Annotated in this window: 19 protein-coding genes; 17 read left to right on the plus strand and 2 right to left on the minus strand. The window is 44.9% G+C overall.

Annotation, left to right across the window (positions count from 1 at the left end; all coding sequences use genetic code 11):
- Positions 1–13 precede the first annotated feature (13 nt).
- The 4 genes from H7T88_RS13650 to H7T88_RS13665 all read left to right on the plus strand — a co-directional run bounded on the left by H7T88_RS13650 (position 14) and on the right by H7T88_RS13665 (position 6,361).
- Positions 14–610 carry a ComEA family DNA-binding protein gene (locus H7T88_RS13650; RefSeq protein ID WP_260510904.1) on the plus strand — a complete coding sequence of 199 codons (597 nt, stop codon included), beginning with the start codon at positions 14–16 and terminating at the stop codon, positions 608–610.
- 47 nt (positions 611–657) lie between these two features.
- Complete coding sequence (locus H7T88_RS13655) at positions 658–1,179, plus strand: deoxycytidylate deaminase (protein WP_090914912.1); 522 nt, start codon at positions 658–660, stop codon at positions 1,177–1,179.
- A gap of 189 nt (positions 1,180–1,368) precedes the next feature.
- Complete coding sequence (locus tag H7T88_RS13660; RefSeq protein ID WP_221788909.1) at positions 1,369–4,254, plus strand: ComEC/Rec2 family competence protein; 2,886 nt, start codon at positions 1,369–1,371, stop codon at positions 4,252–4,254.
- Positions 4,255–4,390: 136 nt separating this feature from the next.
- The gene (locus tag H7T88_RS13665; protein WP_221788910.1) at positions 4,391–6,361 is read left to right on the plus strand and encodes a copper amine oxidase N-terminal domain-containing protein; all 1,971 of its coding nucleotides are present in this window, start codon (positions 4,391–4,393) and stop codon (positions 6,359–6,361) included.
- Positions 6,362–6,535: 174 nt separating this feature from the next.
- Here H7T88_RS13665 and H7T88_RS13670 read toward each other — a convergent pair whose 3' ends face one another.
- Entirely contained in the window at positions 6,536–6,838 is a 303-nt protein-coding gene (locus tag H7T88_RS13670) for a hypothetical protein (protein ID WP_090914824.1), read from the minus strand.
- A gap of 349 nt (positions 6,839–7,187) precedes the next feature.
- On the opposite strand from H7T88_RS13670, the gene H7T88_RS13675 reads away from it, so the two are divergent.
- The 3 genes from H7T88_RS13675 to holA all read left to right on the plus strand — a co-directional run bounded on the left by H7T88_RS13675 (position 7,188) and on the right by holA (position 10,303).
- Entirely contained in the window at positions 7,188–7,736 is a 549-nt protein-coding gene (locus H7T88_RS13675; RefSeq protein ID WP_090914823.1) for an RNA polymerase sigma factor, read from the plus strand.
- On the plus strand, positions 7,733–9,028 hold the full coding sequence (locus tag H7T88_RS13680; protein ID WP_221788911.1) for a zf-HC2 domain-containing protein: 1,296 nt from the start codon (positions 7,733–7,735) through the stop codon (positions 9,026–9,028). The genes H7T88_RS13675 and H7T88_RS13680 overlap by 4 nt, the downstream gene beginning before the upstream one ends.
- A 258-nt stretch (positions 9,029–9,286) precedes the next feature.
- On the plus strand, positions 9,287–10,303 hold the full coding sequence (holA, locus tag H7T88_RS13685) for a DNA polymerase III subunit delta (protein WP_090914819.1): 1,017 nt from the start codon (positions 9,287–9,289) through the stop codon (positions 10,301–10,303).
- A 184-nt stretch (positions 10,304–10,487) separates the two neighbouring features.
- Here holA and rpsT read toward each other — a convergent pair whose 3' ends face one another.
- The gene (rpsT, locus tag H7T88_RS13690) at positions 10,488–10,760 is read right to left on the minus strand and encodes a 30S ribosomal protein S20 (protein ID WP_024628504.1); all 273 of its coding nucleotides are present in this window, start codon (positions 10,758–10,760) and stop codon (positions 10,488–10,490) included.
- Between the two features lie 176 nt (positions 10,761–10,936).
- Between rpsT and gpr the strand changes: the two genes are divergently transcribed.
- The 10 genes from gpr to hrcA all read left to right on the plus strand — a co-directional run bounded on the left by gpr (position 10,937) and on the right by hrcA (position 22,528).
- Entirely contained in the window at positions 10,937–11,938 is a 1,002-nt protein-coding gene (gene gpr, locus H7T88_RS13695; RefSeq protein WP_154887994.1) for a GPR endopeptidase, read from the plus strand.
- 155 nt (positions 11,939–12,093) lie between these two features.
- Complete coding sequence (locus H7T88_RS13700) at positions 12,094–13,386, plus strand: stage II sporulation protein P (protein ID WP_221788912.1); 1,293 nt, start codon at positions 12,094–12,096, stop codon at positions 13,384–13,386.
- Between the two features lie 26 nt (positions 13,387–13,412).
- On the plus strand, positions 13,413–13,769 hold the full coding sequence (locus H7T88_RS13705) for a DUF3679 domain-containing protein (protein WP_090914809.1): 357 nt from the start codon (positions 13,413–13,415) through the stop codon (positions 13,767–13,769).
- Positions 13,770–13,915: 146 nt separating this feature from the next.
- Positions 13,916–15,730 carry a translation elongation factor 4 gene (gene lepA, locus H7T88_RS13710; protein WP_090914807.1) on the plus strand — a complete coding sequence of 605 codons (1,815 nt, stop codon included), beginning with the start codon at positions 13,916–13,918 and terminating at the stop codon, positions 15,728–15,730.
- Positions 15,731–16,143: 413 nt separating this feature from the next.
- On the plus strand, positions 16,144–17,328 hold the full coding sequence (hemW, locus tag H7T88_RS13715; RefSeq protein ID WP_145332173.1) for a radical SAM family heme chaperone HemW: 1,185 nt from the start codon (positions 16,144–16,146) through the stop codon (positions 17,326–17,328).
- A 117-nt stretch (positions 17,329–17,445) separates the two neighbouring features.
- Positions 17,446–17,916, plus strand: a complete 471-nt coding sequence (locus H7T88_RS13720; protein ID WP_090914803.1) for an N-acetyltransferase — start codon at positions 17,446–17,448, stop codon at positions 17,914–17,916.
- A 279-nt stretch (positions 17,917–18,195) separates the two neighbouring features.
- A complete protein-coding gene (locus H7T88_RS13725) occupies positions 18,196–18,984 on the plus strand; it encodes a hypothetical protein (protein ID WP_221788913.1) in 789 nt (262 codons plus the stop codon).
- A 261-nt stretch (positions 18,985–19,245) separates the two neighbouring features.
- Positions 19,246–19,974 (plus strand): response regulator transcription factor, encoded by a 729-nt coding sequence (locus H7T88_RS13730; RefSeq protein ID WP_221788914.1) that lies wholly within the window; start codon positions 19,246–19,248, stop codon positions 19,972–19,974.
- A complete protein-coding gene (locus tag H7T88_RS13735; RefSeq protein WP_221788915.1) occupies positions 19,971–21,323 on the plus strand; it encodes a sensor histidine kinase in 1,353 nt (450 codons plus the stop codon). Before H7T88_RS13730 ends, H7T88_RS13735 begins: the two co-directional genes overlap by 4 nt.
- Positions 21,324–21,496: 173 nt before the next feature.
- Complete coding sequence (gene hrcA, locus H7T88_RS13740) at positions 21,497–22,528, plus strand: heat-inducible transcriptional repressor HrcA (RefSeq protein ID WP_090914795.1); 1,032 nt, start codon at positions 21,497–21,499, stop codon at positions 22,526–22,528.
- Positions 22,529–22,570 lie beyond the last annotated feature (42 nt).

Below are 22,570 nucleotides of genomic sequence, written 5' to 3' on the forward strand. Positions count from 1 at the left end.
GAGTGTGCGGAAGATGAGACGGAACAAAGCGTTGTCCATTGCTGCAGCAGTGGTTGGATGTGTACTAATATTATGGTCGGGCAAAAGTGAACAGCCACCTAGCGGCTGGGAACCGATGCAGCTCGGCTCCAATCAGCCGACAAGTGAGCAGAATTCTTCTGCGATACAGTCGGCTGCTTTGGTTCCCGAGAATGTAGCTGATGCTGCGCCTAAAGATGGGGTGAGCGGTAGACAATTGGACGACGCAGCTCCAGCACAGGAGTCGAAGGTTCGGGAGCCTAATGTTGCTCCTGCTGTGTCAGGCAATGCACCAGCTCAACCACAGGCCCAGGTGAATGAAAGCCGTTCATCTGTATCTGAAGCAGAAGCAACATCTAAACCAGCTGACGAAACAACCAGTGAGACGGCAGATCACGGTAAGATCGATGTGAATACTGCACCTGTCAACAAACTCACGGAGCTTCCGGGGATTGGACAGAAGAAAGCTCAGGCCATTGTGGATTATCGCAATGCGCATGGTCCTTTTGCCAAAGTTAGCGATCTTACCAAGGTGAAGGGCATAGGCATGAAGATGCTGGAGAAGATGGCTCCCTATGTACAGATTCGTTAAAAGTTCAGCATAATAGTAATAGGTTCAAGGCGAGAGGAGAAAACGGCATGAGTGCAACAGAGCTTCGCAAGGACTGGGATACGTATTTTATGGACATTGCTTATATGGTATCGACACGTTCCCGTTGTCCGCGCCGGCACGTAGGAGCTGTGCTGGTTCAAGGGAAAAAGTTGCTGGGTACTGCCTATAACGGAGCACCGATGGGAGTGGCGGATTGCTCTGAGGCAGGCTGCATGATATCGGAAGAATATGAACTTGTAGTCACGGACGGACAGGAAGAAATGGTTAAAAAGCAACGCTGTATTCGTACCATCCATGCGGAGCAGAATTTGCTTTTATTCACGGATCGGATTGACCGCGAAGGTTCCTCTGTATATGTAACCGATGAGCCTTGCTGGACATGTGCCAACATGCTGGCGAACAGTGGTGTTACGGAGATTGTATTTCATCGCTCATATCCCAAAGATACGAGTAAAGTAAAAAATATGATGCATCAGAAAGGCATTTCGTTCCGTAGACTGGAGAATTACCAGCCTCCACGGGAGACTATGATGACCGTAAGCAATTAGCAAGAACTTATATAGAACAGGTTAAATGATTCAGATCATGTCAGAACAGATGACACCTGGGATATCTTTTATTTTCAATATTAATTAGTTTCATACGTATGGGGAAGAACCTCCGGCTAGCCTGAATGGGCTTCGGGGGTTTTTTGTGTATTTATTGCCTTGGAGATGAGCAGAAGGGAGAGGGACAGAATGAAAGGAAGACCATTGCTTCGCTTTACAATCTTTTGGTTGTGCGGTAGTGGCATGGCGTGTTTATTGACGGGATGGACTTTATTTTGGGGAGTAGTCGGGGCGATGGCATGTCTTCCACTCTTACTTCGTTTCATGAATATTCGTGGGTGGTCGATTCTTCTTTTAGTTATTGCTTTTGCAGGTGGTTTAATACAGTGGGAGTGGAATGATTTTCGTAATTATAGTACATTGCCAGCATATTTACATCGATCTACTGACGTAATTGATGGGTTAGATGTTCAAGTTGAAGGGGAACTTGTATCGGATGTGCAGGTTGATGGGGATCGGGCAGGTTTTGAGATGCAGGTTTCTTCTCTTAGGCTGTATGAAGAGACAGATAAGGAAGTCAAGAATCAAGATTCTTCGCCAGATCCTTCCTTGCAATCACTAAAGTCACAAGCGACTTCGGACAAAATGAATGAAAGAGTCATTGTACAAGTCCGATTAATGGAAGAGCAGGAACAGCATACAGCAGCATCTTGGAAGCGAGGGGATAAGCTGAAACTGTCAGGCTCGATAGTTCTTCCTGGTGAAGCCAGGAATTTTGGGGGATTTGACTATCGTAGCTATCTAAGGACGCAGTATATCCATTGGATGGTCAAAGTGAAGGGGGCCAGTTCGGTTCATGCTTCGTCTCCTGAAGGGCTGGGGAAAATAAACATTCTACGGTGGACAGATTCGGCAAGACTACTGCTCGGTTCGGCGGTAGATCGGTTGTTTCCTGAACCGCATGCCGGTTACATGAAAGGTCTGATCATCGGAATGGCGAAGGATATTGATCCAGGTACGTACGGTCAATTCTCACAGCTCGGATTAACTCATATCCTCGCCATCTCGGGTACACATGTTGCAGTGTATGTGGCTTCATTGCTCATGCTTTTATCATGGCTGAGATTAACAAGAGAGACAGCTCTAACGATTGTGCTGGTTCTCGTGCCAGCATATGTACTGCTCTCGGGCGGTTCTCCATCGGTCATTCGGGCAGGTATGATGTCGATGATCGGTCTGTATATGGCGAAACGCGGATTGGCCAGAGATGGTATTCAGATCATCAGTGCAGCGGCTTTGCTCATGCTCTGGTGGAATCCTTATTTTTTATTAAATGTGAGTTTTCAACTCTCTTTTCTGGTGACGGCGGGACTGATGATTTATATGCCGCTTATTAACAGGTTGTTCAGCAAATGGCCCAAATCGCTGGCAGCGACAGCTTCGGTTACGGTAACAGCGCAACTGATTTCTTTTCCAGTGACGATTCTGTACTTCAATCAGTTCTCGTTGCTGTCTTTTGCAGCCAACTTTTTGCTGGTATCTTTGATTAGTGCTGTAGTGCTTCCCTTAGGTACGGTTGCGATGATTCTATCATTTGTGTGGCTTCCGCTTGCGAAACTTCTGGCATGGATTGCGATTCAGTTGAATCAACTTACCTTTCTCAGTGTGGAATGGATGAACAGTTTGCCAGGTTTTGTGATGATCTGGCCTACACCTTCCTTATTATGGATTGCAACCTATTATGTGATTTTATATGTGTTGCTTTATTTGCTCTATCAGCGGAGCGGCGGTGAGATACCCCAAAATATTCATGTTGCAGAAGAGGATACAGCGCCACTTGATATGTCTTCACGAGGTGCTACACAAAGGGGCTCTACACTAGCATTAGGCTTCAATTCTTCACGGTCTGTTGACACTCAATCACTTTACACAGCGAAAGCGAACAATCGCTTGCAACTTTCAGCGCGCGATCCCTTGCCTACTCGAAGAGCAACATCAGATCATGGTTCACTCTCTACTCTTGGCGCAAGTATCGCCTGGCCTGAGTATGCAAGTGCATTTACATCTAGAGGTGCAGCCTTCTATAGCGAAGTACGCATGAGCCAAGCGAAGCGATGGTTATGTGGTGTGCTTGCCGTCAGTTTTGTAGCAGGATTATGGTGGGCATATCAGACGCCACGTCCTGCGGGAACAGGTGTAGTTCAATTTCTGGACATTGGTCAGGGAGACAGTACATTGATAACAACACCAGAAGGCAAACATATCCTTGTAGATGGCGGAGGCACGGTTAATTTTGGGGGGAGCGAACACTCGTGGAAAACAAGGCGTGATCCGTATGAGGTGGGAGCTAAAGTTGTTGTTCCTTTATTAAAAAAGAGAGGCATTCACCAGCTTGATGCTGTCATTGTGACTCATGCGGATCAGGATCATGCCGGTGGCCTTCAGTCCGTACTGGAGCAAATTCCAGTGAAACGCTTCATCTTTAACGGAACGACGAGTGGAAAGGAGAAATTCGATCAGTTGCTGGACACAGCGGTGCAACGCCAAATCCCACTATTCGCTACACATCAGGGCATGATCTATAAGCCCGATTCAGAAACGGCTTTATATTTTATCTCACCAGAGCGGAGTGGACCTAATCCAACAGGAGATCTGCCTGTTCTTGAGAATCAGAACGGTGGGTCGGTTGTTTTTTTGCTGGAGATGGCGGGTACGTCTATGCTATTCACCGGAGATATGGAAGCGGCAACGGAACAGGATGTGCTGTATGACATTCAGGATGGTTCGCTGGCGACCGTACCGCGACTAAAATCACATCTATCTATAGATGTACTCAAGGTCGCCCACCATGGTAGCAAGACATCATCCTCAGAAGCATGGCTTCAGTATTGGAATGCCAAATCTGCACTGATCTCTGCAGGGGTTAACAATACCTATGGTCATCCCAACCCAGACGTAATGAAACGTTTGGAAGCAGTAGGTTCCCGGATTTATCGGACGGACCGGATGGGTGAGGTGCAGATGAGCGTGAAAGATGGGGAGATAAGTGTGCGGTGTAAGCTGGCTCCGAGATAAGAGTGGAATCATAAAGTCTGAAGGATACTTGAAGGATATTTGGTTATTTTTGCCGAATAGTATTAGGCTTGGCTTAGGAGGGGTCAAATGAAAAATTTAGTTTACTAGATACATAGAGAGAAGGGAACGTATAGGAATGCTACTATTCAAAAAAGCACGAGTTAGAACGTTTACATTGTGGATCGGGATTCTGGTTCTTAGTGTTCTGATGGGGATACCTGGAGCATTTGCTTCGTCTGAGTCGAATCGTTCTATTCATTCTGTTCTTGACCGTAATAACTATCTGCTAAATGATGGAACCTTGTGGTCAAAAGGAAGTATTGCTGGAGTGTGGACACAAAATCATAATTTAATCGGAATCTCAGGATCATATAATGGAGTTGTTTTTGGTTGGACTGCGGATGATCAAGTTATTATGTGGGATATGAATAATCCTCATCTGCCAACAACCAAACAATTCAAAGGAGTTAATAAGGTATATGGTAATGGATGGGTTCAGCTTCAGGATGGGAGCCTGTATAAGTTTAGAGATCAGGAGAAAGTTCTGGATTCTGCTCTAGATGTAAGTTCCTATTCGTATGGAAGTGACATCACCGACACCATTTTGTCTTCATCAGGTGATATATATTATTCAAAATATAGTAAAATTCGAAAAGCTGGAAATGTAGCTAACGCTACCGCAATTGCAGCAAATAATGTTTTTGCAGCAGTATTAAAAGATGACAACTCGGTAGTTATTGTCAATATGTTGTATCAGGAAGAGCAAATTACGATTGCTAATGATGTCCAATCTTTGATCTGGTGGGGAAACGAGTATAAACTACTTGCGGTGAAAAAGGATGGAACAGTCTGGAATTATGACAGAAATGACAATTACAAGGGTGAGCAGTTACCGGGACTAAACAATGTATCCAGAATGGTGTATTCACTTGATCTGGACGAATTATATGCACAGTTACAGGATGGCTCGTGGGCTGTATATCATAGTGGGAAGTTAACTTCTCTATCGGCACCGACTCTGAATCAAGTAACGCTTACGGCATCAACCAAGGAAGCTAATATCGGAGACACAGTCACACTTACTGTTCAGGAGAATTATAGTAACGGGTTCAAAACAAAACGTGCGCCTCTGCCTGGTGAAATTACGTTGGAACAGTCGCAAGTAGCTCTGATTCTGCCAGAAGGCAAGCTGAAAGCAACAGGCATGGGAACTACAAAAGTGATGCTGAAAATAGGGGATAAGTCTTCCGATACACAACTGACCGTTAACTCTCAACAGAAATTGACAGGAGCTGAATTATTAAACGGAAATGTGTATTTACCTGTACAATCTGTCTTCAAAATGCTAGGAGCCAAAATCGATGTTCAGGGAGTTCGTTTCAAGATACAGATGGGAAATGACCTTATCACACTGACAAAGGGAAGTGCAGTAGCAGATTTCAACGATAAAGCGATCACAATGAAAGGTAAGGTGCAGACCATTAACGGGCAAACCGTATTTCCTGCGGAACTTTTAAAACAAGTGGCACGTATACAGGTAAATTGGGATACTGAGTTGAAACAAGCCAAAGTGTTCGTTGGAAATGCTGCTTTTGTGGTGGAGTCGAAGGATACGCTTGCTTTGATTAAGAAAAAAGAGTTGGGAAATCTGAGCCGGTTCATTGGCAAGTCCTATTGGATTAATAGTGATACAAGCCTAGGGCAACGCTTTAGTAAATTGACTATCACCGATATTAAAATTGAAAAAGGGAAGTATGATGAACGAAGCTACTCCATTGTTTTCCGTAATACCAAGGGTAAAAGCGTTATTGCTTATGCAGGCGGGTTTCCATCGAGTGTAACGGAGATGTTGGCAGATTCAGATCAATTCTTTTCTTACGATCCCTATAAAAAATACAACTGGTCTTCATCTACATGGAAGAAAATCATTGCGGGTGAAGTAGCTCTAGGGATGAATACTACACAAGCGCGTCTGGCATGGGGAGATCCAAACAGTATTACGCAAGAAGCAAGCTCAAAAGGAAAAATTGAAGTTTGGGTTTATGCAAGTTCTGCAGGAGTCAGAGCTTTAGGATTCCTCAGTGGAAAGTTGATAGCCATTTATTAATTTTTTTAAAGTCTAGTTCTTTTTGTATAACTACTTACAATATAACACAAGAAAAAGCCCTGTTATCCATAACTCTCTTCAAAAGAGAATTAAGAGAAAGGGCTTTTTTCATATTCGTTCTGATTACTGAATATAAATGGGAATAGTGAATTATTCCACAATGGGAATAGTGAATTATTCCACGCCGTCCTTGAAATGTTTATCCCAATGTTTATCACCTTTGTGCAAAATGTCTTCAACGGTTTTTTCGAGTGTCGCCAGTAGTTGTGCTCTGACATCCAGTACCGTTTCTCTGTACAAGCGTTCTTCCGATCCGACGATTTTATCGCCGTATAACGCCTGCGCAGCTACATATTTCCGATGTTCCTCAACCAGGGTGTCGATTGATTCCAAAGCGTGCTCCACAAAGTGGGAAATGCTTTGATATTCCTTTGGCATTTGTTCTTTTAATTGTTGAATTTTCGCTAGAGCTGGCATGCTCATCACCTCGTCTTATGAATGTAAATTTACAATACACCATTTTCATGAAAAATGCATTAAAAAAAGCTTAAATTTGGACAAATTTCGACTTTTTTTATTTTTAGGCCTTTAAAAGTACTTAACCATAATGTATGCCGTTGCATTTATTTTGAGTCGTGTAAGTACTGGAATTCGTGATGTCAGACGTTTGATGACTACGTTTGCATTTTCTGTTATTCTAAGATAAGATTCGGCGGCCCTTATACATATGCCGTTATTTTGTGATGGAAAATTAAAATATACTTAACTTTGCAACAATTTTATCGATGATTACGTCAGTAAGGTTGCAGGGAGAGGGGGATCCTTTGTGGTAGAGCCGGAACTCATCAGAGCCGCTCAATCGGGCGATCGCGACGCTCTAATTACCCTATTGCGGGAGATTGAACAGCACGTCTATCGGACCGCATATTACATTCTAAATAATGAACAGGACGCCTTGGATGCTGCGCAGGAAGCGTTGATCCGCATTTACACCAAGATTAATTCTTATGAAGAAAAAGCCCAGTTCAAAACCTGGGTGCAACGCATCGTAACGAATATCTGCATTGACAAGTTCAGAAGAACCAAGCCATCGGTGTCCATAGATGAGCATGAAATGGTTTTTCAGGATAAGCAGGATGTAGAATTTGAAGTGATGTCTACTTATGTAGCCAAGGACATTCAAGATGCGATCAACAAGTTGCCAGAGCATCATCGGACCGTCATTGTTCTAAGATATTTGCAAGATTTATCCTATAACGAAATTGCGGATTGTCTCGATCTTCCGCTAAATACGGTAAAGTCTTACTTATTTAGAGCCAGACAACAGTTACAAAATCTACTACAGGAGTATCAGAAAGGTGGTGTGACAGGATGAAATGCGAAGAGATGGTGGAATGGATGCACCGGTATCTGGATCATGATCTGGGCGAGGCGGAAACGACGCAGATGCTACAGCATGTGGCCAAGTGTCCGGAGTGCGCCGAAAATTTTAGTATGCTCAGAGCTCTATCCAGGGAACTGGAAGATTTGCCGCAAGTAAGCCCGAAGTTCAGTCTGGTTGATGCGATTATGCCTCAATTGGATGCGATTGACGAAGCGCGAAAAGAACAAAGCAGTACCGTGCAAGAAATGAGTCCTGTCCCTGCGGCATTTGAGAGTCTAAAGCGCTCAAGTTCTAGTGAGCAGAAAGCGAAAACCAAATGGCTTAATTCGATGGTGGGACGGATGTCTGTGGGTGCAGCGGCCGCGGTTGTTGTATTGGGATTTGCCATCTGGGGATATCAGCCAGAGCAGATTGAGAATGCAGATTCGATGCTTATGAGCTCGGGGGCACCGCAAGATAGCTACAGTGAAGAGCAGTCTGCACAGAGGATGTATCTGAAAAGCGATCAAGGAGACATAAGGAACCAAGCAGAAGGCAGTGCGATTGTGCCTGACTCGTCAAATGATCCGGTGACGGAAGGTTCAATGCAACCGAATGCGGATCAACCTGACGAGAGCAACGGAACAGAACTGAAAACTCCAGAAGCTCCAGGTGATCAAGAGTCAGCAAAACCTTCCACAGAAGGGCCGTCATCTCAAGACAAAGGCAAGCAAGAGGTAAATTCAAGTCCTTCTTCTGACTCTGGTAATACTCAGAAGAGCATGGATTCAGGTCAGGGAACGGAGCAGAAAAAGCCGGATACAAGTGAAGGTAGTGCCTCCACTCCTAATGACAAGGATGGAAGAAGTGCGTCCGAATCAAACGATGAGCTCGACGAGACATTTTCGGCTCAAACGATCATTCCAAACCAGGATACCCCGGCTCAAGGCAGTGAAACTGACAATGCAGGAACTGGAACGGAATCGGGTGCCACTGGAGGTCAGCAGGGACTAATGGCTCCTGAACAGGGAATCGCTGCACCGACAGGGACAAAAGAATGGAAATCACCGGATGGTTCTTATGTTGTTATGCTACTCGGTGACCAGTTAAGTATTTATGCGAAATCTGCGAATGATCCGGATGTTCTGAATCTGATTGAGCAACGGAGTGTAGAAGGTACGTTAAAGTCGGGAAGTTGGTCCAAAGACAGCCAGCAGTTCAATTATGAAATGGACAAAGACGGAGCGACTACAAAGGATACCTTCAAAGTCAGTACCTCATCTAATGTATCACCTGCGAAATAGCTCCATTATAAGGTTTCTGCAGGGCAATTAGAGAGAACCTTTTCTAATGAACAAGCATATACTGGATCTAACTAAAGAACGTCCTATCTCTGATCTAACAACTGACGTCGTATGACCGCACGCCAGCTATTTCTAGAATGGCTGTGCCTGCGTTTATATAGATGCAGAACAGTGGGCCTTTATCCATACATGGATGAAGGTCCCTTTGTTGTCTTGTGTATTTTCTGGTAGGATAAAAGGGATAAGGAGGCACGGTGGATGGATGTAAAAAGCGCAACAAAGGCAATACGCAGCGGAGAAACTGCGCCAATCTATGTGCTGTATGGAACGGAGAAGTACCAGATACAGCAGTTCACAGAGATGTTAAAAACGCATGTTATTGAAGAGGAGCATCAGGATTTTGCGGTTATTCCCTATGATCTCTCCGAAACACCGATCGAGGTTGTTGTGGAAGAAGCAGAGACGGTTCCCTTTCTCGTTCCGCGCAAATTGATTATTGTAAGGGACACCAGTTTGTTTACCGCGGGAAAGGAATCCAAAATAGAGCATCAGGTGGATCGCTTGATTACATATATGGATAATCCCGCTGATTACAGCACGATCGTTTTTTTGGCGCAAGGAGATAAGTTGGATGAGCGGAAGAAACTAGTAAAAGCAGCCAAGAAACAAGCGGTTGTGTTGGCCTTTGCCCCGCTAAGTGGAGAAGAATTGATCCAATGGATTGTGAAACTCGCGAAACAGAGAGAGGTAACCTTTGAAGCTGGGGCAGCAGATACGCTAATCAGTTATGCTGGAACGGGACTGCAAGGGTTATCTGCCGAAGTGGATAAGCTTTGTTTGTTTGCAGGAAACGGAGGAACGATTCGCCGCGCAGATATCGAGTCACTGGTGGCTCGTAGCACGGAGCAGAACGTATTTGCACTTGTGGAGGAACTGGCTAATCTGAGGTTAGAAAAAGCACTTGCACTCTTTTATGAACTTTTGAAGCAACGTGAAGAACCGATCAAGATTGCAGCGCTGATTGCGCGGCAGTTCCGTATTATGATTCAGGTCAAGGAACTTGGGCAACAAAGTTACTCACAGCAGCAGATCGCCAGTCAACTTGGCTTGCATCCGTACGCTATCAAAATTGCCGGGGAACAGGCTCGGAAATTCGATGCTGACCGGTTGCGAAAGATTTTGAGTCACTTGAGTGAGCTGGATTATCAGATGAAAACAGGAGCCGTGGATAAGGTTCTTGGCCTGGAGTTATTTTTGTTAAGACTTGGAGCATAGCCGTAGGCAAAAACAAAAAAAACAACCTGAGAGTTCTCCATCTGTTGATATTTCAACATATGATCAGAGATGTTCAGGTTGTTTTTTTATGGTATGTTCTTTTACTTGGCGGAACAGATGCTAAAAAATCCTGAAAGCCCATGCTGTTCAGGATTTTTCCATTGGTTCGTATAAGTAACGCTTCTTACGCTTGTGCGGAAAGAGCGTTCAGTTTTTTCGCCAAGCGAGACTTTTTGCGTGCAGCTGCATTTTTGTGAACCAGACCTTTAGTTACAGCCTTGTCCAGCTTTTTGGAAGCAGCTTGAATCGCAGCTTTAGCAGTGTCAACTTCGTTGCTTACCAGAGCAGCATCAGCAGCTTTAACAGCTGTGCGGAGTGCAGACTTCTGAGAAGCGTTGAGTGCGCGGCGCTTGTCGCTCGTTTTTACGCGTTTAACAGCGGATTTGATGTTTGGCATTACATTCACCTCCTGTAAGGCATTCGCATGAATACAAACGTTTCACAACTTAAAATATTCTATCACGCTAGCATGTAAATTGCAACAGATTTTGCATCGTTGTTTGGTATGTTGCATAAAGCCCGCCTTTTTCCCACACAATATGCTCAAATGGAATAAGGGAGGCAGGGACACAGATGACACTGGATTTACAAAATTATACCGTACGTACCGATTTGGCCATTGACTCCAAAGAAATGGCACAAGGCAGTCAGAAACAGACGATCCCCGGATTACGTGAGGATGTAGATAAGAAAGAGGGCATTACGATTACACGGATTGATGTGTTGAATGATGAAGCAGCGAAAGCCATAGGGCGTGTAAAAGGCCATTATGTCACACTTGAGGTGCCCTCCCTTCGCAACGGAGATACTGAACTGCAGGAACGGGTAGCCGCCGAATTCACACGAGAAATGGAAGCGTTTATGACCAAGGCGGGCATCGGCAAGGATTCCAAGGTACTGATCGTAGGTCTCGGCAACCTGAATGTAACTCCAGATTCTCTTGGTCCGTTGGTTGTAGAGAATTTGATGGTTACCCGGCAGTATTTTGAATTGGTACCGGATCAGGTGGCGCCTGGATATCGTGAGGTCAGTGCTATTGCTCCGGGTGTGCTTGGTACAACGGGAATCGAGTCAAGTGACATTGTGCAGGGCATTGTTGAGCGTACCCGTCCTGATGCCATTATCGCCATTGATGCGCTCGCTTCCCGCTCACTTGAACGAGTGAATACAACGATTCAGGTGGCTGATATCGGGATTCATCCTGGTTCTGGTATTGGTAACAAACGTCGTGGATTAACGAAGGAAATTCTGGGTGTTCCCTGCATTGCCATCGGTGTGCCAACGGTATGTTATGCTTCGACCATCGTGAACAACGTCATCGAAATGATGCGTTCTCACTTTCGTCAGGAAACCGATCAGACAAAACAAATCATGGGTATGCTCGATGACATCGGTGAAGAGGATCGTTTGAGTCTGGTAAAAGAAGTGCTTGAACCGCTCGGACATGACCTGATCGTAACTCCGAAAGAAATTGATGAGTTCATTGAAGGCATAGCGAATGTCATTGCAACCGGACTTAATGCGGCTCTTCACGAAGCAGTAAACCCTGATAACGTTGCGGCTTACACACACTAGAGCGAATCCCCTAATATGGAACGGAGAAGAAGGTCCGAATCTATCGGACTTTCTTTTTTTGTTCACTTTATCTTTCTACTTCCTGTTCTATCAAATTGAATACTCTCATAGAGTTGAAGTATAAGAGTTGTTCTGCAAGGGAAGGAGACATAAGAATGAACAAGATATTGGCATGGAACATTGGTAAGTGGAAAAAAAGATGTCTGCATGTGCTGGCCATGGGCCGTACACTGTTGCTGCTTATGATCATATCTGCCCTCTTTTTTGTTGCACTCGGGCTCGGAGGCATGGCGGAGAAAAGGTTGAATAGTTCCCCGGTTTCTTCCATGAAAGGATTTGCAGGTTCAGTCTCAAGCCGCTTTTTTGTGGACATGTTGGGTATGGAAGTGCCTCATCTCACTCAAAAGGAACAGAACACTGCAATTTCCGGTGAAAATCTAACTTCTTTTGTGTTTCAATTACTCACCAATGTGAATCCTCAAGATCCCAAAAGTTTAATCGCACGTGAAATGCCAGGCATGGGTGCAAATCAGCCCGTTCTGCTTAGACCAGGCTCTGGCAATACCAAGGCAGAAGCACCTGAAGATTATCAGCCAGGTCCAGGCCTGACAGAAACAGCCTCATCAGGTGAAGGTAAGCCAGGAAGTGAACTGCATGTTCCTCCGGGTAAGGATGATCCAGACGTTTCCAGTGAGGATGATCCGGGAAAGGGTACAGTCGATGAAGATCCACCAGCAAAAGGGAATGGGCAAGACAAGGGGAATCCGGCCATTACGAGAAAATCCGTCCTTATCTATCACTCGCATCCGCGTGAAGGATATAATCCACTGCTAGGCACGGATAGCGACAATCCATCTTCCGGTAAAGCGACAGGTAATGTTTTTCAAGTGGGAACCTATCTATCGGATAGCTTGGAGAAGCTGGGCGTCGGAGTAGAGCATGCGAAGGAAGATTATCAAACGAAAATCAAAGATTACAATTGGAACTTTTCCTATAAATATTCCAGACAGACTGTCAAAGCGGCGCTTGCTCAGAATGACGATCTGACCTATCTAATTGATATTCACCGCGATTCCCAGCGGCATAAAAAAACGACAACCACCATCGGTGATCAGAGTTACGCCAAGGTATATTTTATTATCGGGCATGAGAATCCGAATTGGCGTAAAAATGAAGCCTTTGCTGCAAAAATTCACAAAAAGCTGGAAGCGAAGTATCCGGGAGTGTCCCGCGGGGTGTGGGGGAAGAATGGCGGAGGAGGCAACAATGGAGAATATAACCAAACGCTTTCCCCGAACAGCATTCTCATTGAAATCGGTGGCATTGACAATACGGCAGCTGAGCTGAAACGAACGTCCAAAATTCTGGCAGATATGATCGCGCAAGTATATTGGGACGAGCAGAACGTAGATAAAGCAAGCGCAAAACCGGTATCCAAGGGCGGATAAATTATAGAAGAAGGGAGATCTGCGAGATGTCCAGATTTGGCAAAAAAATGCTGTCTGTCAGTGTGCTTATGTTGCTTGGTGTATTGCTTGGCATGCAGCTGGCAGGCAGTGGTTTTCAGCATAACAACCCTGTGGAAAGTGTCCCCGTAGTGGCGACCACAGAAACCGCACCTGAGAAAAATACAACTGTATCCACTGAGCCTGTGCAGACCGAGGTTAAAAAGCCGTTTGTTCCTGTCCAGACCCCGAGCCAGGTGCTTGGGGCAGACCAGCACAAGGCCCCGGTGGATGTGCTGGCGGAAAAAACGGCTGGATTGCTGCAAAACTTGTCAAACAGCGGCATCAAGTGGGTGGTCTCTCTTTTTGGCGGAGTAGATGAATAGAAGCGGACGGATTAAAGGAAAACTAAACCTCCGGGGCACTCTTCAAGTAACTTTATTATAAAAGTTAAATCATCATGGGATTGATGCACCTTGAAGCAACTGTTATAATGAAGTGATTGACACTAGGCTGTTTCTGGGGGTAAGGAATGACTGACATTCGGGAAAGACAACGTAAAATTCGTAACTTTTCAATTATTGCACATATAGATCACGGTAAATCAACACTTGCGGACCGGATCTTGGAGTACACAGGTGCGCTGACATCACGTGAAATGCAGGAGCAAGTACTGGATCAGATGGATCTGGAACGCGAACGCGGAATCACCATTAAACTGCAAGCAGTTGCCCTGAATTACAAAGCGGACGACGGTGAAGAGTATCTACTGAATCTCATTGATACGCCTGGACACGTAGACTTTACGTACGAGGTATCACGTAGTCTTGCTGCATGCGAAGGGGCGTTGCTTGTCGTTGACGCGGCTCAAGGGATCGAAGCGCAGACGCTGGCTAACGTATATCTTGCGCTGGATAACAATCTGGAGATTTTGCCGGTTATCAACAAAATTGACTTGCCAAGTGCTGACCCTGAACGGGTGAAGCAGGAAGTTGAAGATGTTATCGGACTGGATACCAGCAATGCTGTATTGGCTTCGGCCAAAGCCGGCATCGGGATCAAAGAGATTTTGGAGCAAGTGGTACAGAGTGTGCCTGCACCTGTAGGTGATCCGGATCAACCGCTTAAAGCGCTGATTTTTGACTCGCACTATGACCCTTACAAAGGGGTTATCGTGTATGTGCGTGTTATTGACGGTAAAATCAAGGCGGGTTCCAAAATCAAAATGATGGCAACAAACAAATCGTTTGAAGTCATCGAAGTAGGAGCGTTCAAGCCACGCATGACCATTGTGGACGAGCTGAACGTCGGGGATGTAGGATTTATCGTTGCGGGTATCCGTCACGTCGGCGATACTCAAGTCGGGGACACGGTTACTGACGCGAAAAATCCGACACTTGAACCACTGCCCGGTTATCGTAAAATCAATCCAATGGTATATTGCGGTCTGTATCCGATTGAGACATCGGACTATGTGGATCTGCGTGAGGCATTGGAGAAGCTGCAGTTGAACGACGCATCGCTCAGCTTTGAGCCTGAGACTTCCAGCGCGCTCGGCTTTGGATTCCGTTGCGGATTCCTGGGATTGTTGCACATGGACGTTATTCAGGAACGGATTGAGCGCGAGTTCAACATTCCGTTGATCACGACAGCACCAAGCGTAATTTACCACGTAACGCTGACTAACGGCGAGCAGATTCAAATTGATAATCCATCCAACTACCCTGAGGTAGGACGGATTGATTACGTTGAAGAGCCTTATGTGAAGGCTTCAATCATTGTACCGAATGATTACGTGGGAACCATTATGGAATTGTGCCAAAATAAACGTGGCGAATTTATCAATATGGAATATATGGACACAACACGGGTTACGATTACCTATGAGATCCCGTTGTCCGAGATTGTATATGACTTCTTCGACCAGTTGAAATCAAGCACCAAAGGTTATGCTTCGTTTGACTATGAGCTGTCCGGTTACCGCCAGTCGAATCTGGTGAAAATGGACATCCTGCTTAACGGCGAACAAGTCGATGCCTTGTCCTTTATCGTTCACCGAGATCGTGCATACAATCGGGGCCGTATCATCTGTGAGAAACTGCGCGAACTGATTCCGCGGCAAATGTTTGAAGTACCGATTCAGGCGTCTGTGGGCACCAAGGTTGTGGCTCGTGAAACAGTTAAAGCGATGCGTAAAAACGTACTTGCCAAGTGTTACGGCGGTGACATCTCGCGGAAACGGAAACTGCTGGAGAAGCAGAAGGAAGGTAAGAAGCGGATGAAGCAGGTTGGTAACGTTGAGGTGCCACAAGAGGCATTTATGGCGGTACTGAAAATTGATGATTAAAATGCAATCTCTGGGTACATCAAGATCTTGCGTATCAGAGAATGCATTAATAATGCATTTTAGGTACATCACAGATTGTGTGTATTAAAAATGCATTCTAATAATTTAATTTTAGGTACATCACAGATTGTGCGTATCGAATTACTGGTAATCAAACTATATAAAGTGAACTATTTTTACACATTAACGGAGAGGACAGAAAAAACCTGAAAAAGCGGAGCGTTCGCCTTTATCACCGGATTTTTCCCTTTTGGGAAAGGGAATCAAAAAAATCTGGGGATAACAGCGATTGGAAGGTTATTCTGTCATTGGAGTGGAATGTGTAAATTGTTAGATCACTTTATATAAATCAACATTTTAGCTGAAAGGGAAGCCAACTGGCTTTCCTTTTTTCAAATCAAGGGGGACTTACCGTGACACTTGCAGCACACAACCAGAAAACAGGTGCGCCCCAAGCGGTGTACCTTCACATTCCATTTTGTACAAATAAATGTTTTTACTGTGACTTTAATTCTTATGTTCTGAAAGATCAGCCCGTGATGCAATACTTGGAGGCGCTGGAACGGGAGATGGAGCATACCGTCAAGGCGAATCCGCCAGGCGAAATTAAAACGATCTTTGTCGGCGGCGGAACGCCAACCGCGTTGAAACCGGACGAGATGGCTTATTTCCTGCGTTCGGTCAAAACCTATTTCCCGAATTGGGCAGACGATATTGAATTTTCGATGGAAGCCAACCCGGGAACGACGGATGCCGAAAAGCTGGCCGCGATGAAAGAAGGCGGCGTGAACCGTGTCAGCTTTGGCGTACAGGCTTTTCAAAATGATCTGCTGACGGGCATTGGCCGGATTCATAATACAGATGATGTATATCGCAGTTTAGAGAACGCACGTAAGGCGGGACTGGATAACCTGTCGATTGACCTGATGTTTGGATTGCCAAACCAGACGGTGGAGATGTTGAATGAAAGTATCGATAAAGCGCTGGAACTGGATCTGAAACACTATTCAATCTATAGCCTGAAGGTAGAAGAAAATACACTTTTCCATACCCTGTACCAAAAAAATCAATTACCTCTTCCGCATGAAGATGATGAGTTGCAGATGTATCTTCTATTAATGAAGCGCATGAAAGAAGCAGGTTATGAACAGTATGAGATCAGTAACTTTGCCAAACCTGGCTTCGAGAGCCGTCATAATATCACCTATTGGCGTAATGAGGATTATTACGGACTTGGTGCAGGTGCACATGGTTATGTGGGCCGTGAACGCCATATGAACATTAAAGGGATTAATCCTTATGTGGAAGCATCACGTGCGGGACTGCCTCGTTTGGATCATTTCGAGATTGGCCGTGCGGAAGCGATGGAGGATTACTTAATGGTAGGACTCCGTATGTTGGAGGGCGCTTCATCTTCAAGATTCCATAATCAGTTCGGGGAATCCATGGAGGATGTATTTGCGAAACCGCTGGGCAAAATGTTGCATGCAGGATTGCTTGAGCGGACAGCAGACGGCTTTAAACTGAGTGAACAAGGTATTCTGTTCGGCAATGACGTTTTTGCGGAGTTTATCGGCTCTATATCGCTAAATTCGTAGCTTGAAATTCTATACGCTCTGTTGTATATTTATTCATATTGTTTTACAGGGCGTGTTAATTTAAACAACTACGAAGCTAGCTTTCCTCGGAAAGCGTCGTTATAGGAGGAGAGCTGGATGTCGGTTATATGCAGGAAAGCTGTACCGGAAGATGTTGAACCACTGTTTGAAATGATTAAGGGATATGCAGAGCGTGGGATCATGCTTCCGCGTTCACGGGAAGTACTGCATCGACAGCTGGAGCATTTTATTGTGGCTGAGGTGGATGGAGTTGTCGTAGGCTGCGGCTCATTATGTCGTCTGGGCAATGACCTGGTGGAAGTAAGATCACTGGGCATTTCAGAGGGGTATAAAGGGCTTGGCATCGGGTCCCGTCTACTTGACCGGCTTGTAGAAGAGGCGGAGAGACAACAGATTCCAAAGGTGATGGCTCTCACGTATGAAGTTTCCTTTTTTCTGAAAAATGGTTTTGCTGTTGTGGAAAAAGAAATCTTCCCTGAGAAAGTATGGACGGACTGCGTTCATTGCAGCAAGCAGGATTGCTGTGACGAGATTGCGGTTCTAAAAGAACTGAATGTGTCAGCGTAGTTATACGTTTATATGAATAAAAAGATAAAGATCACAACCCAAGAAACCTAAGGTTTCAAAGGGCTTGTGGTCTTTTTTTGGTGCTCGTTTTTTTCATATACTTTTCACACACTTATTCCATTATTCTCACACATCCTCTTGTTAAGATGAACTTACATAAGCGATCTGCAAAAAACTTCACAGTGGAACAGTTGAAGAACACGGATAAAAACAAGGTTTTCAACGTACGAAGCAGGGAGTATTGCAGATAGCTCAATCTTAAGAATGAGGTGACCGATCATGAAAAAATGGACAAAACATGTAGCAGCTTTGGTAACAGCGATGAGTGTAATTGGTGGAGCAGGTAGTGCTTTTGCCGCAACGCCTGTTGTGAATTCCGTAAAACCGTCTGAAACACAAAAAGCTGGAGCATCGGCTAGCTCAACGAGCAAATCTACAACAACAAAATCAACAACCACTCCAGCAGCTAAATCCACTGTAGCGCCGACAAAAACGACAGGAGCTAAAGCGGACCCTTCCAAAACAACAGCTACAACCAAGAAGGAAACAACAACTCACAAAGCGAGCGAAGTAACGCATAAAGCCAAAAAGACTGCTCATAAAGCAAAAGTGGCGAAGCATAAAGCGAAAAAAGTTGTGCACAAATCAAAAGTGACTCACAAAGCAAAAAGGGCTTCTCATAAAACAACAGCAATGCATCACAAGGGCAGAAAAACTGCTCATAAAGCAAAAACAGTAACACACAAAGCAAAAACAACGACACATAAAGCCAAAGCTGCGGCTCATAACGCCAAACAGGCTTCACACAAAGCTTCAGCAACAGCAAAGGCTACTGCGCATCAAGCAAAACAAACGGCACACAAAGCGAAAAAAGCCGCTCACAAAATCGCAGCGCACAAAGCAACTTCGCCAAAAACTGGAGTGAAAACAACAACTCCAAAAACAGCAACACATAAAACAGCTACCGTGACAACTCATAAAGCTGCAACATCTGCTACGAAAGCACCAGCCAAAACAAATGTTACAAACAAAAACGAGGCAGCAAAATCAAGCTCATCCCATAAATAAGAAGTTGTGCTCTGATGACCTCACTGTACCAGATCCAGTCCATAATTTAACGCATCAGTGACATTATGATATACGGCGTACACAGGCGGAGCTCTCTTAGGGGGAACTCCGTCTTTTTCATGTTGAATCGGGTGTTTGTAACGTTATATTTAGGCCATTCATGGAAGTTTGGAATCTGAGTACAGACTCTGTTACATTAGTAGTAATATATTTAATAAAAAACATATCAGAAGTGTTATATTCATGCCGAGGTGAACGCCGATGCCGCATATTTTTGTAGTGGATGATGATCCGTATATTTTGCAACTTATTGCAGGTTATTTGAAGAAGGAACAATATGAAGTGACCTCCTATGCACACGGCAGAGAGCTGGTCGGGGAAGTGCGCTTGAGAAAGCCAGACTGTTTGATTCTCGACATTATGATGCCAGGGGTTGATGGGCTCACACTGTTGACGGAACTGAGAACCTTCACTGAAATTCCCATTATTATGGTCTCGGCTCGAGGAGAGGAAATTGATCGTTTAAATGGGCTTGAACTGGGATGTAACGATTTTCTGAGCAAACCTTTCAATCCTCGTGAGCTGGTTGCGAGGGTAAAAGGTATGCTTCGTTTGATACACAGCAGTCGTTTATCACAAGGGATTGAACTAAAAGAAGCGGAGCGGCATCAGCCTAAGGAAGGGTCGTATTTTAGTATAGGCAACGTGCAGATTTCAGAAGAATTCCGACGTGTCAATGTTAGTGGAGAAGAATTGGGGCTAACCGGAAGGGAATACGAGCTTTTGTTATTTCTATCCCAACACCTGGATCGTCCATTCAGCCGCGAACAGTTGATCCAGCAGGTCTGGAATTATGATTTTTACGGTGAAGTGCGTGTAGTGGATGATCTCGTGAAACGGATTCGTAAAAAGCTTGCACAGGTTCAAGCTACACTGACCATTGATACCGTGTGGGGGTTCGGCTATAAAGCAGCTGTACATACACGATGAAGACAATACGCAGCAAAATGCTGCTCGCCTTGTTTGCAAGTATGCTGGTTACTGTGGCGTTTACGGTACTGTTTTTTATACACCTCTTTGATGATATTTTGCTCAATCAGGTCAAAGAGCAATTAAATGGACAAACGAAGAAGGCTGTCAAGATCATTCGTGTAGATGATCTGGAGGATCTGGACAATGACAGTTTTCGTTTTTTTATTAAAGATATTCTCTTTTATGCGGACTATTTTGTAATTGATGGGCAGGATAAAATTGTTGCCTCAAGCAGTGCGGGACGTGTGGGGATGAAATTGGAAGGATTCCCAGGTACACATGAAGGGTATATGATTTTAAATGGAAAAAAGGTCCTATACAGTGAGGCTGAGTTGTCACATAAACAGTTTCGAGTGATCTTGTATTCTCCGCTATCGTCACTCAGGGCAATGTACATTCCGTTGTTTCGAACAACCCTTCTGTCGATTGCCGCAAGTTTTGTTGTCATTCTGTTGATAGGATTATTCGCCGTGTGGCGAACGGTACAGCCGCTCAATCGGTTGAAAGAGGCTGTTAACAAGTATGAGCCAAACATGCCTGACAGAGATCAATTCCTACAGGCTGACCATACAGAAATCGGCGAATTGATCCAGACCTTTCAATTAATGAGTAACAGAATTGATGACCATCACCGGCATCAGCTGGAGTTTTTGCAAAATGTATCCCATGAACTTAAGACACCATTGATGTCCATTCAAGGTTACGTGTATGCCATTCAGGATCAGGTCGTATCCACGGATCAGGGACTTGATATTATTGCTACCCAGTCGCAACGCCTCATTGACATGGTTGGAAAACTGATTCAGCTCTCCAGACTGGAAACTGTGGATGAGGAATGGCCTGTGGCAGTCATTGACCTGAAAAACATGGCCGAAGAAGCAGTGTATCTGCTTATGCCAACTGCGCTTCAGCGAGGAATACATTTGACAGCGAAAGCCAATTCGTTCATCGTGGAAACAGCAGGTGAGCAATTGTTTCAGATTCTGCTAAACTTGTTGCAAAATGCTGTGCGCCATACCGAAACGCAAGTGAAATTAACATTGGAACTCTCTGGCGATGATCACGCGGACTGGATTTTTCATGTCGATGATGATGGGCCAGGCTTGAATGAGCATGATGGACAGCATATTTTCCGTCGTTTTTACACAGGAAATAATGGTGTGACAGGATTGGGGCTAACCATTAGCAAGCAACTGGCAACGCGTCTCCATGCAGATTTGGTGTATAGTGACTCACCGCTAGGTGGGGCACGTTTCAGTCTGAGACATTATCCTGCGGAGCGAGAAATCCAGCATCAAGGTGCATAATATACGTTATAAGTGAAGGTTATTGGCCTATACTATAAATAGATGATCCCATTCCGCAAACTGACTTGACAATGATCATGTCAGTTTGGTATTTTTGTATTACCGATTAGCACTCATCTAACTGGAGTGCTAACGACATGGGACAGTACAGTCAGAAGGAGGGAATACTCACCATGTTAACAGAGCGTCAACGAATGATTCTGAACGCTATAGTGGATGACTATATCCGTTCAGCTGAGCCCGTAGGGTCCCGAAGTATCTCCAAAAGAGGAGATGTTGGATACAGTCCGGCAACGATTCGTAATGAAATGGCCGACCTTGAAGAAATGGGCTTTCTCGAACAGCCGCATACTTCGGCTGGACGTATACCTTCTCATAAGGGTTATCGATATTATGTCGACCATTTGGTTCCCTGGAATCAGGTGGAGCCACAGGAACTGGATGATCTAAAGTCATTTTTTGCAGAGAAGCTGAATGTTATGGAACAGGTTATTCAGCATGCTTCCAACATTTTGTCTCATATGACCAATTATACTTCGATTCTGCTTGGACCTGAGGTGTTCCACACCTCACTGCGTCACTTCCAGTTGCTCCCGCTGAATGAAAATGAAGCTGTAGCGATTATTGTGACGAACACCGGTCAGGTGGAAAACAAGACAGTTCAGATCCCACCCGAGATTTCGGTTGCTGAGATGGAGAATGTGGTTCGTCTGTTAAACAGCAAATTGGTAGGCGTACCAATCTACAAGCTGAAGTCACGTCTTTATACCGAGCTGGGCCAAGAGATGGAGCGTCACATTACACGTTATGAGGAAGTTATGCAGGTACTTAATAGCGCGTTTGACAATGAGCATGACAATCGTCTATTCCTCAGCGGCGCTACCAATATGTTGACACAACCTGAGTTCAGAGATGTAGAAAAGGTTAAGGACATTCTAGACTTGTTAGATGAGACACCAACATTAATGAAATTGATGATGCCAGTGCCCGGCGGGTCTGGGATTCAGGTGCGAATTGGTACAGAGAATGATCATGAGGCCTTTGCGAACTGTAGCTTGATTACAGCGTCATATTCGTTGGACGGCGAAGCACTTGGCTCCATTGGAATTCTGGGACCAACCCGCATGGATTATGCACGTGTCATCCATATTCTAAATACATTATCCCGTGATCTTACAACGATGCTGACGACTCGCTTCAAATAAGCAACGGGAATTTACGATTCATCGATTCATTCTTATAAGGAG

The organism is Paenibacillus cucumis (ex Kampfer et al. 2016) (genome assembly GCF_019748695.1).
In the GTDB taxonomy this organism is placed as follows: Bacteria; Bacillota; Bacilli; order Paenibacillales; family Paenibacillaceae; genus Paenibacillus; species Paenibacillus polysaccharolyticus.